Source organism: Galactobacter valiniphilus, from assembly GCF_003575975.1.
Taxonomy (GTDB): Bacteria; Actinomycetota; Actinomycetes; order Actinomycetales; family Micrococcaceae; genus Galactobacter; species Galactobacter valiniphilus.
Genome location: NZ_QQXK01000008.1, coordinates 112400 through 127045, shown reverse-complemented (window position 1 = coordinate 127045; position 14646 = coordinate 112400). Strand labels below are relative to the sequence as shown.

General features: G+C 71.9%; 13 protein-coding genes. 10 read left to right on the top strand and 3 right to left on the bottom strand.

The features are described from left to right. Positions 1-414 precede the first annotated feature (414 nt). Positions 415-2070, bottom strand: a complete 1656-nt coding sequence (locus tag DWB68_RS15955; RefSeq protein ID WP_147391597.1) for a hypothetical protein — start codon at positions 2068-2070, stop codon at positions 415-417. A gap of 6 nt (positions 2071-2076) precedes the next feature. Between DWB68_RS15955 and DWB68_RS16620 the strand changes: the two genes are divergently transcribed. From DWB68_RS16620 to DWB68_RS05665, 9 genes are all read left to right on the top strand, one after another. After that, complete coding sequence (locus DWB68_RS16620) at positions 2077-2955, top strand: hypothetical protein (protein WP_233548641.1); 879 nt, start codon at positions 2077-2079, stop codon at positions 2953-2955. Beyond that, positions 2952-3809, top strand: a complete 858-nt coding sequence (locus tag DWB68_RS05700; protein ID WP_233548636.1) for an HAD-IIA family hydrolase — start codon at positions 2952-2954, stop codon at positions 3807-3809. Before DWB68_RS16620 ends, DWB68_RS05700 begins: the two co-directional genes overlap by 4 nt. A 178-nt stretch (positions 3810-3987) precedes the next feature. Continuing rightward, complete coding sequence (locus tag DWB68_RS05695) at positions 3988-4827, top strand: TlyA family RNA methyltransferase (protein ID WP_233548635.1); 840 nt, start codon at positions 3988-3990, stop codon at positions 4825-4827. A 61-nt stretch (positions 4828-4888) separates the two neighbouring features. Then, the gene (locus DWB68_RS05690; RefSeq protein WP_119424175.1) at positions 4889-5896 is read left to right on the top strand and encodes an NAD kinase; all 1008 of its coding nucleotides are present in this window, start codon (positions 4889-4891) and stop codon (positions 5894-5896) included. Beyond that, complete coding sequence (gene recN, locus DWB68_RS05685) at positions 5897-7654, top strand: DNA repair protein RecN (RefSeq protein ID WP_119424174.1); 1758 nt, start codon at positions 5897-5899, stop codon at positions 7652-7654. A gap of 121 nt (positions 7655-7775) precedes the next feature. Continuing rightward, the gene (locus DWB68_RS05680; RefSeq protein ID WP_119424173.1) at positions 7776-9455 is read left to right on the top strand and encodes a CTP synthase; all 1680 of its coding nucleotides are present in this window, start codon (positions 7776-7778) and stop codon (positions 9453-9455) included. Next, positions 9455-10186 carry an NUDIX domain-containing protein gene (locus DWB68_RS05675; RefSeq protein ID WP_119424172.1) on the top strand — a complete coding sequence of 244 codons (732 nt, stop codon included), beginning with the start codon at positions 9455-9457 and terminating at the stop codon, positions 10184-10186. The genes DWB68_RS05680 and DWB68_RS05675 overlap by 1 nt, the downstream gene beginning before the upstream one ends. Beyond that, positions 10179-11162, top strand: coding sequence for a site-specific tyrosine recombinase XerD (locus DWB68_RS05670; RefSeq protein WP_325048544.1), 984 nt, complete (start codon positions 10179-10181; stop codon positions 11160-11162). Before DWB68_RS05675 ends, DWB68_RS05670 begins: the two co-directional genes overlap by 8 nt. A gap of 68 nt (positions 11163-11230) precedes the next feature. Beyond that, positions 11231-11545 (top strand): hypothetical protein, encoded by a 315-nt coding sequence (locus DWB68_RS05665; RefSeq protein WP_119424170.1) that lies wholly within the window; start codon positions 11231-11233, stop codon positions 11543-11545. Positions 11546-11665: 120 nt separating this feature from the next. Here the strand turns inward: DWB68_RS05665 and DWB68_RS05660 are convergent, their stop codons facing one another. After that, positions 11666-13069: a GntP family permease gene (locus DWB68_RS05660; RefSeq protein WP_119424169.1), complete on the bottom strand. Its 1404-nt coding sequence runs from the start codon at positions 13067-13069 to the stop codon at positions 11666-11668. Beyond that, complete coding sequence (locus DWB68_RS05655; protein ID WP_325048543.1) at positions 13066-13692, bottom strand: gluconokinase; 627 nt, start codon at positions 13690-13692, stop codon at positions 13066-13068. The genes DWB68_RS05660 and DWB68_RS05655 overlap by 4 nt, the downstream gene beginning before the upstream one ends. 205 nt (positions 13693-13897) lie before the next feature. On the opposite strand from DWB68_RS05655, the gene DWB68_RS05650 reads away from it, so the two are divergent. After that, positions 13898-14605 (top strand): FadR/GntR family transcriptional regulator, encoded by a 708-nt coding sequence (locus DWB68_RS05650; RefSeq protein WP_119424168.1) that lies wholly within the window; start codon positions 13898-13900, stop codon positions 14603-14605. Positions 14606-14646: the final 41 nt, after the last annotated feature.

The window sequence follows — 14646 nt, the reverse complement described above, 5'->3', positions numbered from 1 at the left end:
AGAGTAGGACGCCGCCGGACACAACCACACGAAGAAGGCCCCGCAGCCCCCACCAACACACGGTGGAGAGGCGCGGGGCCTTCCTCACGTCAACAACCCAAAGAACCGGCCTGGATTCCGCACACTCCCGGGCCCGGAACCGTACCAAACCCACTCCGATCCCCAAGCTGTTCGCGCAACAGTGATAGCCGGCTCACTGACGGCCGGCCCCGTCCCACCTTCACCGGATTGGAGTGCCAGATGCCGCCCAAAGCCGCCCCCCGACGACATTTCGCACTCCGATCGGGGGAGGGGAAAGCACAGGGGCAGGGCGCCGGCATCGGTAGTAGCGGCAACGCGGCTGCCCCGTGCCTGGGGCTACCGGCCGGGACCCAAGCCGGCCACGCGCCGTCGTGCCCCTGTAGCCACAACCCATCATCGGAGTGAGTTTCGTGCACTCCATGGCCCGGAACCGTACCAAACCCGCTCCGATCCCAAGGCCGCGGGAGTGGCTGCGCCGGCCGACGTCCTTCCTCCCACCGGATCGGAGTGCCAGATGTTGTCGAAAGCGGCGTTCGGACGACATTTCCCACTCCGATCAGGGGGAGGGGCAAGGTGCTGGGGCTCAGGCAGTGCGGGCGGGGCGAAGCCCACATTCCAGGCCCGCCTTTCCGACTCACCGGGGCGGTAGAATGGTAGTTCGCGCCCTCGGGCCGCCCACACGGGTGAGGCTCGGGACTGTGCAACCTGTGCAGCCGCGCGGAGAAGAACTTCAGAGAGGTCATCGTGGCAAACCACCAAGAGGGCAAGGGCCCGCGTCGTTCGGATCGTCCGTCGTACGGATCCGGGGATCGTCGTAGCTCCGGCCAAGGCGGCCGCGAGGGTGGTTTCCAGGGCGGGGACCGTCGCCGCGATGACCGTGGTGGCGACCGCCGCCAGGGTGGTTTCGGTGGGAATCGTCGTGAGGGCGGTTTCAGCCGCGATGATCGCGACAACCGTGGCGGGAATCGTCGCGAGGGTGGTTTCGGTGGCGACCGCCGCCAGGGCGGCGAGCGTCGCGAGGGTGGCTTCCGTCGCGATGACCGCAACGATCGTGGCCAGGGTGGCTTCCGCGGCGAGGACCGTCGCGAGGGTGGCTTCCGGGGCGGCGACCGTCGTCGCGACGACCGTGACAACCGTGGTTTCGGTGGCGAGCGTCGTGAGGGCGGCTTCCGCCGTGATGACCGTGACAACCGCGGCGGCGACCGCCGCCAGGGCGGCTTCGGTGGCGAGCGTCGCGAGGGCGGCTTCCGTCGCGATGACCGCAACGATCGTGGCCAGGGTGGCTTCCGCGGCGGGGACCGTCGCGAGGGTGGCTTCCGGGGCGGCGACCGTCGTCGCGACGACCGTGATTTCCGCGGCGGGGATCGTCGCGAGGGTGGTTTCGGCGACGATCGTCGTCGCGACGATCGCGATAACCGTGGTTTCGGTGGCGATCGTCGTGAGGGCGGTTACCGCCGTGACGACGGCAACGACCGCGGCGGCGGCCGCCGCCAGGGCGGCTTCGGCGGGGGTCGCCGCGAGGGTGGCTTTGGCGGCGAGCGTCGCCGCGATGACCGCGACAACCGCGGTTTCGGCGGCGACCGCCGTTCGGACGATCGCGGCCCGCGTCAGGACCGTGGGGATCGTCGTGAGGGTGGTTTCAGTGGTGACCGCCGTCAGGGCGGGGATCGCCGGGACGGTGGCTTCCGTCGCGACGATCGCGACAACCGCGGCGGCGACCGCCGCGAGGGCGGCTTCCGCGGGGAGCGTCGCTCCGACGACCGTGGGTCGCGTCAGGATCGCGGCGACCGCCGTCAGGGCGGTGACCGTCGCGAGGGTGGCTTCCGTCGCGACGACCGTGGCGACCGTGGCGACCGCGGTGGCAAGGGCCGCGGGCCCGTCCGCGATCTGAACGAGCGCTCCGGTGGCGACGTGCGCGCCGCCAACCGCGAGGGGCGCGAGAAGTCCCCGGACATCGACAAGGACGTCGACGGCACCGAGCTGGACAAGACCGTGCAGCGCGAGCTGCAGTACCTCGACGAGCGCAACCGCCCGTGGGTCGCCAAGCACCTTGTCATGGCCGCCCGCTACATCGATGTCGACCCCGCGTTGGCGCTGTCCCACGCGCAGGCGGCCAGCCGTCGCGGTGGCCGCGTCGGTCTGGTCCGCGAGGCCGTGGGCCTGACGGCCTACGCCGCCGGCGACTTCCATGAGGCGCTGCGCGAGCTGCGCACCTTCCGCCGCATCTCCGGCGTGGACGATCACCTCGCCATCATGGCCGATTGCGAGCGCGCCCTGGGCCGCCCCGAGAAGGCCATGGAGACCGTGAATTCCCCGGAGGCCCAGGCCCTCACCGGTGCCGCCGCCGTCGAGGTGGCCATCGTCAAGGCCGGCCTGTTCCTCGACGCCGAGGATGCCGATTCCGCCGTCAAGGCCCTGGAGATCAAGGGGCTGGACCGCAACCGCGCCTTCTCCTTCTCCCCGCGTCTCTTCGAGGCCTACGCCGACGCCCTCGAGGCCGCCGGCCGTGACGAGGAGTCCGCCGACTGGCGCTCCCGCATCGCCGTGGCCGAGCGCGCGCTCGGCCTGGATCTGGGCGAGGAGCCCGAGATCGTCGACCTGGGCGCCTCCGATGAGGACGACGAGGACGGTGTGGACCTGCAGGGTCAGGGCGACGCCGATCTGCCGGCCGCTTCCGTGGCCGCCGGCTTCGGCGCCCCCGAGGCCAACGTCGATGCCGAGGACGGCGTGCGCGAGCTCGCCCCCGCCGGCGAGGACGAGGACGGCGACCTGCTGCCCGAGGGCTTCGCCGACCCGCTCACCGATACCTACGGTGAGGGCGAGGAGCTCGACGACGACGAGGACGCCCTGACGGGCGGCGATCATGACGACGAGGACTCGGCCGAGGAGGGCTTCTCCCCGGACGTGCTGGACGCTGGGGACGAGCGCAAGTGACCCAGACGGCGATCCCCGCGGGCGCACCGCTGGCGGGCCATGACGCGCTCCTGTGCGACCTGGACGGCGTGATCTACGCCGGCCCGGCCGCCATTCCGGGCGCGGTCGAGGCCATCGCCGCGGCGCAGGCCGCGGGGATCGCCGTCGGTTTTGTCACCAACAATGCCTCGCGTCCCGTCGAGGCGGTGGCGGAGCACCTGCGTTCGCTCGGCATCGACACCGACGCGGAGCACGTGTTCGGTTCGGCCAAGGCCGGGGCCCGGCTGGCCGCCGCCGACGCTCGGGAGCGTGGCGTGAGCGCACCCACCGCCATGGTGATCGGTGCGGCCACGCTGCGCGAGGAGGTCCTCGCGGCCGGCTTCAGCCTGGTGGAGGTCAACTCCGAGGCGCAGCCCGACTACGTCATCCAGGGCTTCGATCCGGGGCTCGGCTGGTCGGACCTGGCCGCTGCGGCCTTCGCCATCCACCGCGGCGCGCGCTGGGTCGCGACCAACACCGATTCGACGATCCCTCGCGCCGAGGGCATCGCCCCCGGCAACGGATCGCTCGTGGCCGCCGTCCGCAACGCTGTGGATGTCGAGCCGCTCGTGGCGGGCAAACCGGAGCCTGCGCTCATGCTGCTCGCCGCCGCATCCCTCGGGGCCAAGCGCCCCATGATGGTGGGGGACCGGCTCGACACCGATGTGGCCGGCGGCAACGCCGCCGGCTTCACCTCGGCACTCGTCCTGACCGGGGTGCACACGAGCGCGGACGCCGCAGCGGCCCCCGAGGCCCAGCGGCCCGACGTCGTCGTGCCCTCCCTCGCGGAGCTCCTGACGGCCCCCGCGCTGACCACGGCAGGGCAGGGCGCGTGAGCGCGCCCGTTCCTGGGCCGCGCCCGGCGCCCCCCGCTGGGGCCGCCGCGCCCTCCGCGCTCGACGCGGAAGAAGTGCTGGCCCCCCTCCGGGACCTGGACGAGCTCGCCCCGGCCGACCTGCCGGAGCGCTTCGCCAGCGTCCTGGAGTCCCTGACCGCATCCCTGGAGGAGGGCGCGTGAGCGGCATCCTGCTCAGCGAGCCGGACCGGCTCGACGTCGCGCTCGTCAAGGCGGGCCTGTTCCCGTCGCGCACCCGCGCCGCCAAGGCCGTCGCGGCCGGCCGCGTGAGCCTCGACGGCGCCGTGATCACGAGGGCCTCCCAGGCCGTGGCGGCCGGCCAGGAGCTGAGCGTCGCGAGCGACGAGGCGGACCACTGGGTCGGCCGCGCGGCGCACAAGCTGCTCGGCGCCCTCGACACCTTTTCCGATGTGGACCCGCGCGGCGCGCTCTGCCTCGATGCCGGCGCCTCGACGGGAGGCTTCACCCAGGTCCTCCTGGAGCGCGGGGCCCGGCTCGTCCACGCCGTCGACGTGGGCCACGACCAGCTCCACCCCGACATCGCCGCGGACCCGCGGGTCCGCAACCACGAGGGCGTCAACGTGCGCGCCCTCACCGCCGACTTCGTGGACGGAGGCGTCGACCTCGTCGTGGGCGATCTGTCCTTCATCTCCCTGACCCTCGTGGTGGCCCCGCTGGCCAGCGTCCTGCGCCCCGGCGGCGAGGCCCTGCTCATGGTCAAGCCCCAGTTCGAGGTGGGCCGCGAGAAGCTCTCCCGCACCGGCGTCGTCTCCTCGCCGCTGCAGCGCCGCGAGGCGGTCGAGGCCGTGCTAAGCGCGGCCCGGGCGGCTGGCCTGGAGCCGCGCGGCATCGGCCGCAGCCAGCTGGCGGGCCAGGACGGCAACGCCGAATTCTTCGTGCGCCTGCTCAAGCCCGCCGATCCGGCCCCGTCAACGCCTCCCGCCGGCGACGCGGCGTCGCCCCTTGGCGTCATGCTGGACGCGGTTGACTATCGTTGAACCCGTCCGGCCCCGCGCGCACTCGCGTGCGAGGGCCAGCACAGGCTAGGAAGGCGGACGCATGAGACGGATCCTCGTCTTGACCCACACCGGGCGCGACGAGGCGGTGAACGCCGCACTCGAGGCCGGGCGCTACCTGCGACGGGCCGGCCTGGCGCCCGTCATGCGGGCGGACGAGGCGGCGCAGATCCGTGCCGGCGCCTCGGGTGACCAGCTGGACGTGGAGATCCTCGGGCAAGACGTCCAGCTCTCCGACATCGAGCTGGGCATGGTCCTGGGCGGCGACGGCACCATCCTGCGCAGCGCCGAGCTCGTGCGCGCGGCGGGCGTCCCGCTGCTCGGCGTGAACCTGGGCCACGTTGGCTTCCTGGCCGAGAGCGACCGCGCCGACCTGTCCGCCACCGTGGACGCCATCGTTGAACGCTCCTACACGGTCGAGGAGCGCCTGACCATGGACGTGCAGGTCTGGCACAACGGCCGGCGCACGGCCCGCACCTGGGCGCTCAACGAGGCCGCCGTGGAGAAGGCCGACCGCGAGCGCATGGTCGAGGTGGTCGTCGAGGTCGACGCCCGCCCCATCTCCACCTTCGGCTGCGACGGCGTCGTCATGGCCACGCCCACCGGCTCCACGGCCTACGCGTTCTCCGCCGGCGGCCCCGTGGTCTGGCCCGAGGTGGAGGCGCTCGTCATGGCCCCTATCTCCGCCCACGCCCTCTTTGCGCGCCCGCTCGTGGTGGCGCCCACCTCCACCATGGCGGTCGAACTCATCACCCGCACCGACGCCCGCGGAGTGCTCTGGTGCGACGGGCGCCGCATGGTGGATCTGCCGCCGGGCTCCCGCGTCGAGGCGACGCGCAGCGAGCACCCAGTGCGCCTGGCGCGCCTGACCACCACGCCCTTCAGCGAGCGTCTGGTGCGCAAGTTCCAGCTGCCCATCATGGGCTGGCGCGGCCCCGTGGAGCCCGCTGCCCCGCTGACCACCGAGATCCCGGTGGTCGGCAACGTGACGCCAGTGGAGCCCCCGCGCAACAACGAACCCTTCCTTCCCCAGCCCGGGGAGCGTGGCTAGATGATCGAGTCACTGCGCATCCGCTCCCTCGGCGTCATCGACGAGGCGGAGCTGCCGCTCGGCGGCATCCAGGACGCCGAGCTCCCGCTCGGCCCCGGCTACACCGTGGTCACGGGCGAGACCGGTGCAGGCAAGACGATGGTCGTCACGGCCCTCGGCCTCCTCACGGGGCGCCGGGCCGACGCCGGCATGGTCAGGCGCGGCGCGGATCGCGCCGTCGTGGAGGCCACGGTGCTCGACGACGCCGCTTCGCCGGCCTTGGTCGAGGCCGTCGAGTCCGGCGCGGAGCTGGACGAGGACGGCGAGAAGTCGGTGCTGTACCTCTCCAGGACGGTGTCCTCGGAGGGCCGCGGCCGCGCCCACGCGGGCGGCCGCTCCGTTCCCGTCTCCACCCTGGGCCGGATCGGCGAGAAGCTCGTTGCGGTGCACGGCCAATCGGACCAGCTGCGCCTGCGCGGCGCCGCCGAACAGCGCGCGGCCCTCGACGCCTTTGGCGGCACCGAGCTCGCCGCCGCCCTGGGGGAGTACCAGGACGTCTTCTCCCGCCTGCGGGCCGCGAGTGCGGAGTTGCAGGACATCCAGGAGCGTGGGCGCGAACGCGCGCTCGAGGCCGAAACCCTGCAGTCGGCGCTCGAGGAGATCGACCGCGTCGAGCCGCAGCCGGGCGAGGACGAGGAGCTCGCCACGCGCGCGCAGCGCCTCGCCCACGTCGAGGAGCTGCGCGAGGGCGCCATGCTCGCACACGCGGCCCTGGCCGGCGACGAGGTGGGGGAGTCCACCGACGCCGTGACCCTCGTCGACGCCGCCAAGCGCGCGCTTGAGGCAGTGGACGCCGACGATCCGGCCCTGGCCGAGCAGACGGCCCGCCTCCGCGAGGTCGGCTACATCCTGGCCGACGTCGCCGTGGAGCTCGCCGGGTACGCGGAGTCCCTCGACTCCGACGGCCCGGCCGAGCTCGCGGCCGTGGAGGAACGCCGCGCTGATCTGGCCGGGCTCCAGCGCCGCTTTGCCCCCACCATTGACGAGGTGCTCGCCTGGGCCGAGACGGCCCGCGAACGCCTCGCGGGCCTCCAGGACGATCCGGCCCGCCTCGAGGCGCTCACCGAGCAGGTGCGCCAGCTCGAGGCCCTGCTCTTGGAGAAGGCCAACGCGCTGCACGCCCTGCGCGCGGCCGCGGCCTCCACCCTCACGGGACGCGTGGACGAGGAGTTGCACGCCCTGGCCATGCCGCAGGCGCGCCTCAAGATCGACGTCGCGCCGAGCGAGCCGGCTGCGCACGGCGCCGACGAGATCACCTTCCTGCTGGCGCCGCACCCCGGCGCGGACCCGCGCCCGCTGGGCAAGGGCGCCTCGGGCGGCGAGCTCTCTCGCGTCATGCTGGCGCTCGAGGTGGTGCTCGCCGAAGTGGACCCCGTGCCCACCTTCGTTTTTGACGAGGTGGACTCCGGCGTGGGCGGCGAGGCGGCCGTGGAGATCGGCCGCCGCCTGGCCCGGCTGGCCAGGCACGTGCAGGTTGTCGTCGTGACGCACCTGCCGCAGGTCGCCGCCTTCGCCGACCGCCACCTCAACGTCACCAAGACGGCGCACGGCGAGGGGCAGTCCGGATTCACGACCTCCGACGTGGTGACCTTGGACACCGAGGGACGCATCACCGAACTCGCAAGGATGCTGGCCGGCCAGGCCGATTCCGAGGCGGCGCGCGCCCACGCCAAGGAACTCCTCGAGGATGGCGCGCGCGAGGCGCGCCAGCGTTCCTGAGCGCGCCCGCCCAAGCCATGCGGGCGCCGTCGTGCCTCTGAGGCACGCGCCGCCCAAGGAGGGGCTTCTCACCCCACCCGTACTCTTCTCAAACCCGATCTCGATGCTAGGATGAAGTCCCGTGGTGCAACGATCTTTCACAGGCCAGCGGTCCAACGAGACCACCAAGCACATCTTCGTCACCGGCGGTGTGGCGTCCTCCCTGGGTAAGGGACTGACTGCCTCCTCTCTCGGTAACCTTCTTCGCTCGCGCGGCCTGTCCGTGACGATGCAGAAGCTGGATCCCTACCTCAACGTGGATCCGGGAACGATGAACCCCTTCCAGCACGGCGAGGTCTTCGTGACCGACGACGGCGCTGAGACGGACCTCGACATCGGACACTACGAGCGCTTCCTCGACGAGAACCTCGCGGGCAACGCCAACGTGACGACGGGCCAGGTCTACTCCACGGTCATCGAGAAGGAGCGCCGCGGCGACTACCTCGGCGACACCGTGCAGGTCATCCCGCACATCACGGACGAGATCAAGCGCCGCATGCGCCTGCCCGCGACCGAGCCGGGCGCCGGCAAGTCCGCCCCCGACGTCATCATCACCGAGATCGGTGGCACGGTCGGCGACATCGAGTCGCAGCCCTTCCTCGAGTCCGCCCGCCAGGTCCGCCAGGACATCGGCCGCGGCAACGTCTTCTTCGTTCACGTCTCCCTGGTGCCCTACATCGGCCCCAGCCACGAGCTGAAGACCAAGCCCACGCAGCACTCCGTTGCCGCGCTGCGCTCCATCGGCATCCAGCCCGATGCGCTCGTCATCCGCTCGGATCGCGAGATCCCCATGGAGATGCGCAACAAGATCGGCCGCACGTGCGACGTCGATCCCGAGGCCGTCATCAACTGTGCGGATGCCCCGAGCATCTACGACATCCCGGTGACCATCCACGCCCAGGGCCTGGACGCGTACATCGTGCAGCACCTCGGCCTGAAGTTCCAGGACGTGGACTGGACCAAGTGGAACAAGCTGCTCAAGGCCGTGCACCAGCCCAAGCACGAGGTCGAGGTTGCCCTGGTCGGTAAGTACATCGACCTGCCCGACGCCTACCTCTCCGTGACCGAGGCCCTGCGCGCCGGCGGCTTCGCCAACGAGACCCGCGTCAAGATCCGCTGGGTGCGCTCGGACGAGTGCGCCACGGAGGAGGGTGCCAAGAAGGCCCTCGCCGGCGTCTCGGCGATCTGCGTGCCCGGCGGCTTCGGCATCCGCGGCCTCGAGGGCAAGCTCGGCGCCCTGCGCCACGCCCGCACCACCGGCCTGCCGACCCTGGGCCTGTGCCTCGGCCTGCAGTCCATGGTCATCGAGTACGCCCGCAACGTGGCCGGCCTCGAGGGCGCGTCCTCGACCGAGTTCGATCCCGAGTCCACCGTGCCGGTCATCTCCACGATGGCCGAGCAGGAGAACATCGTTGACGGCAAGGGCGACCTGGGCGGCACCATGCGCCTGGGCCTGTACCCGGCCAAGCTCAAGGAGGGCTCCGTGGTCGCGGAGACCTACGGCGCCACCGAGGCCTCCGAGCGTCACCGCCACCGCTACGAGGTGAACAACGCCTACCGCGACACGCTCGAGGAGGCCGGACTGGTCATCTCCGGCACGTCGCCCGACGGCAAGCTGGTGGAGTACGTGGAGCTGCCCCGCGAGGTGCACCCCTACTACGTCTCCACGCAGGCGCACCCCGAGCTGGGCTCGCGTCCCACGCGCCCGAACGCCCTGTTCGCCGGCCTCGTTGAGGCCGCGCTGGGCTACCAGGCCAAGTGATGAACGACGTCGCGGGGCACGGCTCCGCTTCCGGCTCGCCTCAGCAGGCGGCGGGGCAGATCGCCGATCTGCCCGTGGAGGCGGGCGCGGTGTCCCGCGACGTCGTCTTTTCAGGCCACATCTGGGACATCGTCCGCGAGGGCTTCACGCTCCCGGATCATGAGGGTGTGATCTCCCGGGACTTCATGGAACATCCCGGTGCCGTGGGCGTCGTGGCCATGGACGATCAGGGGCGCGTGCTCTTGCAGCGTCAGCGCCGCCAGCCCGTGCGCCGCGAGCTCTGGGAGGTTCCGGCCGGACTCCTCGACGTCGAGGGTGAGTCCGGGCTCACCGGCGCCCAGCGCGAGCTCTACGAGGAGGCCGACCTCACGGCGGCCACCTGGAACGTGCTCGTCGACCTGTTCAATTCGCCAGGTTCCTCCTCCGAGGCCATCCGCGTGTACCTCGCGCGCGATCTCTCGGTGGTACCCGAGGAGCTGCGCCACCACCGCACCGAGGAGGAGGCGGGCATGCCCGCCGTCTGGCTGAGCCTGGACGAGGCGCTCGACGCCGTGCTCTCCGGCCGCGTGGGCAACCCCACGACCGTCGCCGGTGTTCTGGCCTTGGCCGCCAATGTCTCCACGGGCTTCTCCCGCCTGCGCCCGGCTGACGCCCCGTGGGACGCGCGCCCCGCCGCGGGCGGTCCGGGCGAGGTCTTTGTGGTGCCGGGCACCGAGGATCCGTTTGGCTGAGCCCACCCCCGCTTCGGAGGCCCCCGACGATGCGCTCGCGCGCGCCGTCGGGGGCTATCTGCGTCACCTGGGCATCGAGCGCGGCCTGGCAGCGAACACCCTGGCCGCGTATGGGCGCGATCTAGCCCGCTATGAGCGGTACCTGCGCGCGCTCGGCGTGGTGGACCCCGCCGACGTCAGCACGCGCGACGTCACGGGTTTTGCCGCGGCGCTCGGCGACGGCGCCGACGGCGGGGCGGTGCTGGCAGCCCGCTCTGCGGCCCGCGTGGTCGTGGCGGTGCGCGGCGCCCACCGCTTCTGGGCCCTCGAGGGGCTCACCGCCGAGGACGTGAGCTCCGAGGTGCACCCGCCGGCCGCCGGGCAGCGCCTGCCCAAGGCCCTGCCGCTGCCCCAGGTCGAGGCGCTCCTCGAGGCCGCCGGGGGAGAGGGCACCGAGGACGACACCCCGGCCGCGCTGCGTGACCGCGCCCTGCTCGAGTTCCTGTACGCCACGGGCGCGCGCGTGTCCGAGGCCGTGGGCCTCGACGTGGACGACCTCCACCTGGAACCGAGCGCGGACGGCGGGCCCGCCGTCGTGCGCTTGTTCGGCAAGGGGTCCAAGGAGCGCGTGGTGCCGCTCGGTTCCTACGCCGTCCGCGCGCTCTCCGCGTATCTGGTGCGGGCCCGGCCCGTGCTGGTCTCGAAGGGCCGCGGCACCGCCGCGCTGTTCCTGAACCAGCGCGGCTCGCGGCTCTCGCGCCAATCGGCGTGGAACCTGATGCGCTCGGCCGCCGACAAGGCGGGCATCACCGCCGACGTGGGGCCGCACACCCTGCGTCACTCCTTCGCCACCCACCTCATCGAGGGCGGAGCCGATGTCCGCGTGGTCCAGGAACTGCTGGGTCACGTCTCCGTCACGACCACGCAGGTGTACACGATGATCACGGTTGACACTCTGCGCGAGGTGTTCATGACCTCGCATCCGCGGGCGCGTTAGCCCCGGCGCTGGACGCCGCGCGGCGCCTGAGTCTTCCCCCGCGGGGCCCGGGAGGGCACGATGGGGCCATGAGCGAGAACAACCCCCTGAAACCGGACCTGGCCCGCGCCGCGCGCGCCCTGACCCAGGTCTCCACCAAGACGATCGCCGCGAAGGCGGGGCTGCCCAAGGAGGCCGTGAAGTCCTTCGAGCGCGGCGTCGGCTTCCTCTCCGACGAGGAGAACGCCGCCCTGCGCGGTGCCCTGGAACATTACGGGGCGCTCTTCCTGCCGGAGGAGGGTGCGCTCGGCTACGGCGTGCGGCAGAAGTTCAGCACCAAGAAGGTGGCCAAGCTCGAGTCCTGGGAGAACGAAGGCGGGCCGGCCGCGGACGACGACGTCTAAGCCGACCCGTCACGGCCAGAGGGCCCCTTCGCCGCCGTGTGGCAGCAAAGGGGCCCTCTGTGTGCCCAAGCCGGGCGCGCGTCGTCGTGCCGTGCAAGGCGGCCCGCCGACCCGCGGTCTCTAGGCCAGGCTGGCCAATCCGAACAGGGCGGCGGCGATCGCGAAGCCCATGACGGAGATGATGGTCTCGAGCACCGTCCAGGTCTTGAGCGTGGTCTTGACGTCCATCTCGAAGAACTTGGAGACGAGCCAGAAGCCGGAGTCGTTGACGTGCGAGGCGATGACCGAGCCGGCGGCCACAGCGAGGGCCAGGGCGGCCAGCTGCCAGGCGTTGTAGCCCTCGGCCGCCACGCCGGCGGAGATGAGGCCAGCGGCCGTGGTGAGTGCGACCGTCGCCGAGCCCTGGGCCACGCGCAGGATCGCGGCGATCAGGAAGCCGGCCAGCAGGAGCGGCATGTGCATCGAATCGAGCGAGGACTTGAGGGCCTCGCCGATGCCGGAGGAGCGCAGGACGCCGCCGAACATGCCGCCGGCGCCCGTGATGAGGATGACCGAGCACACCGGGCCGAGGGCCGACTCGAGCTGGTTCTGCACGTCCTGGCGGGTGAGGCCGCGGCGCACGCCGAGGGTCACGCAGGAGACGAGCAGGGTGATGAGCAGGGCCACGGGGGTCTGGCCCACGGCGATGAGCACCTGGTACCAGGTGGTGTCGGCGGTGGTCTCGGAGACGACGCCGGTGGAGGCGAGGGTCGTCAGACCCGTGTTGAGGAAGATCAGCACGAGGGGGAGCAGGAGCGAGAGCAGCACCGTGCCGAACGCCGGCGGGTTGTCCAGCTGCTTCTGCTTGGCCTCGCCCAGCAGGGTCGGGATGGGCAGCTGCCACTTGCGCCCGGCGTACTTGCCGAAGAGGGCGCCGGCCACGTACCAGACGGGGATGGCCACGACGAGGCCGAGGAGCAACACGAGGCCCACGTTGGCGCCGAGGAAGGAGGCGGCGGACACCGGGCCCGGGTGCGGGGGCACGAAGACGTGCATTGCGGAGAACGCGGCGACGGAGGGCAGGCCGAAGGCCAGCAGGGAGCCGTTGAGGCGACGCGCCACGGCAAACACGACGGGCAGCATGACCACGAGGCCGGCGTCGAAGAAGATCGGGAAGCCGAAGATCAGGGAGGCGACGCCGAGCGCGAGCGGGGCGCGCTTCTCGCCGAAGACCTTGATGAACTTGTCGGCAAGCACCTGGGCGCCGCCGGAGGTTTCGACGAGCCGGCCCAGCATGGCGCCGAGGCCCACGAGCAACGCGACAGTGCCCAGCGTGGATCCGAAGCCGTTGGTGAGGACCGTGACCACGCTGCCCGCCGGGATGAGCGTGGCAAACGCGGTGATCAGGCTGACGACGATCAGCGAGACCAGCGCGTGGATCTTCAGGTACATGATCATGAACAGCAGCAGCGCCACGGCGCCGGCGGCGATCAGGAGCAGGGCCCAGGCGGGGAGTGTTTGCTCCCACCCCTCGATGGCGGTCATGCTCGTTCCTCCTCGTTGAGGTTCGATGGATTCTCCTGGGCGCGGTGGCGCCCGGGGGTGCCCGACGACGCGTGGTTGCGTCCGGGAAGCGTGTGGGGGTCCGCGCCGAGGAGGCGCGTGAGGGCAGCGAGGGCGCTCGCCTCCAGCTCCTCGACGGAGCCGGTGTTGGCCAGGTGGGCGCCGTCCTCGTCGGCCTCGAGGGGCTCGAGCGTGGCGATCTGGCTCGGGAGGAGCGAGGCGGGCATGAAGTGCCCCTCGCGCTCGTTCATGCGGCGCTCGATCACGGCGGGATCGGCGTCCACCTCGAGGAAGACGACGCGGCCCGCGGCGGTTTCGAGGAGCTCGCGGTAGCTACGCTTCAGGGCGGAGCACGTGACGACCGAGCCGGTGCCCGCCTCCGCGTGCTCGCTCATCCAGCCGGCGATGGACCGCAGCCACGGCCAGCGGTCCTCGTCCGTGAGCGGCGTGCCGGCGCTCATCTTGGCGATGTTGGCGGCCGGGTGGAACTCGTCCGCCTCGGCAAACGGCCAGCCGAGTTCCTCGGAGAGCGCCTCGGCGAGGGTCGACTTTCCGGAGCCGGAGATGCCCATGACCACGACGTGGAAGGGGGTACTGGGGGCCACATTGCCTCCTCTAGTGGGTGCGGGTGTCCCTGCGGGAGCGCCACTAAGTAGTATTTAGATCCCTAGTAAAGTAGCACTAAGGACGTGATCCGCGCCATGCGGTGGTTCCTGTGGATTTTGTGCGGCCCGATCCGAGGGGGACGGCGCCACGGGAGCCGCCGGGCGGTCGCGACCGGCGATCATCGGCGTGGATGAAGGGCGTGCAATGGCGGAGAACAGGGCGGCAACCGTGCTGCAGGACGGGGTGCTCGAGGAGCTCGGGCGCGAGATCGTGTGGGAGCGCGTCGAGGCGGGGCACCGCTATCGGCTGGACACCCTGCAGGAACGCTTCGACATCTCTCGCACCGTGGCCCGCGACGTGATGCGGGTGCTCGATTCCCTCGGGTTGGTGACCCCGCGGCGCAGCGTGGGTGTGGTGGTCAACGCGGCCGGGGAATGGAACGTCTACGCGCCACACGTCATCCGCTGGCGGCTCGAGGGGCCGGCCTCCGCCCGCCAGTTCGAAGAGCTCACCCAGTTGCGCATCGCGGTGGAGCCGCTCGCGGCGCGCTCGGCCGCCGAGCACGCCGGGGCGCTCGCCCGGGCGCGGCTCGTTGAACTGGGCGCGCGGCTGCGCGCGCTCGGTGAGGCGGGCGAGCTCGAGGCCTTCCTCGAGGCCGACGTCGAGTTCCACGAGCTGGTGCTGAGGGAATCCGGGAACTCGATGTTCGCGGCCCTCACCGGCGCCGTGGGGGAGGTGCTGGCCGGGCGCACGCACGCGGGGCTCATGCCCTTCCACCCCGTCCCGGAGGCCCTCGACGCGCACGAGGCGCTCGCGGCCGCCATCGCCGCGGGGGAGGGCGCGCTGGCTGAGCGGGCCGCCCGTGCGATCGCCGCCGAGGTGCACGAGGCCCTGGGGCACGACGACGCCTGAGCGGCCGGGTTTCGGCGGCCAGGCAAACTCCCAGCCGCAAG

Excerpts from the sequence above, each read along its gene's own strand:
- DWB68_RS16620 (WP_233548641.1), top strand. The coding sequence starts at position 2,077 with ATGGCCGCCCGCTACATCGATGTCGACCCCGCGTTGGCGCTGTCCCAC.
- DWB68_RS05690 (WP_119424175.1), top strand. The coding sequence starts at position 4,889 with ATGAGACGGATCCTCGTCTTGACCCACACCGGGCGCGACGAGGCGGTG.
- recN (WP_119424174.1), top strand. The coding sequence starts at position 5,897 with ATGATCGAGTCACTGCGCATCCGCTCCCTCGGCGTCATCGACGAGGCG.
- DWB68_RS05675 (WP_119424172.1), top strand. The coding sequence starts at position 9,455 with ATGAACGACGTCGCGGGGCACGGCTCCGCTTCCGGCTCGCCTCAGCAG.
- DWB68_RS05665 (WP_119424170.1), top strand. The coding sequence starts at position 11,231 with ATGAGCGAGAACAACCCCCTGAAACCGGACCTGGCCCGCGCCGCGCGC.
- DWB68_RS05660 (WP_119424169.1), bottom strand. The coding sequence starts at position 13,069 with ATGACCGCCATCGAGGGGTGGGAGCAAACACTCCCCGCCTGGGCCCTG.
- DWB68_RS05650 (WP_119424168.1), top strand. The coding sequence starts at position 13,898 with ATGGCGGAGAACAGGGCGGCAACCGTGCTGCAGGACGGGGTGCTCGAG.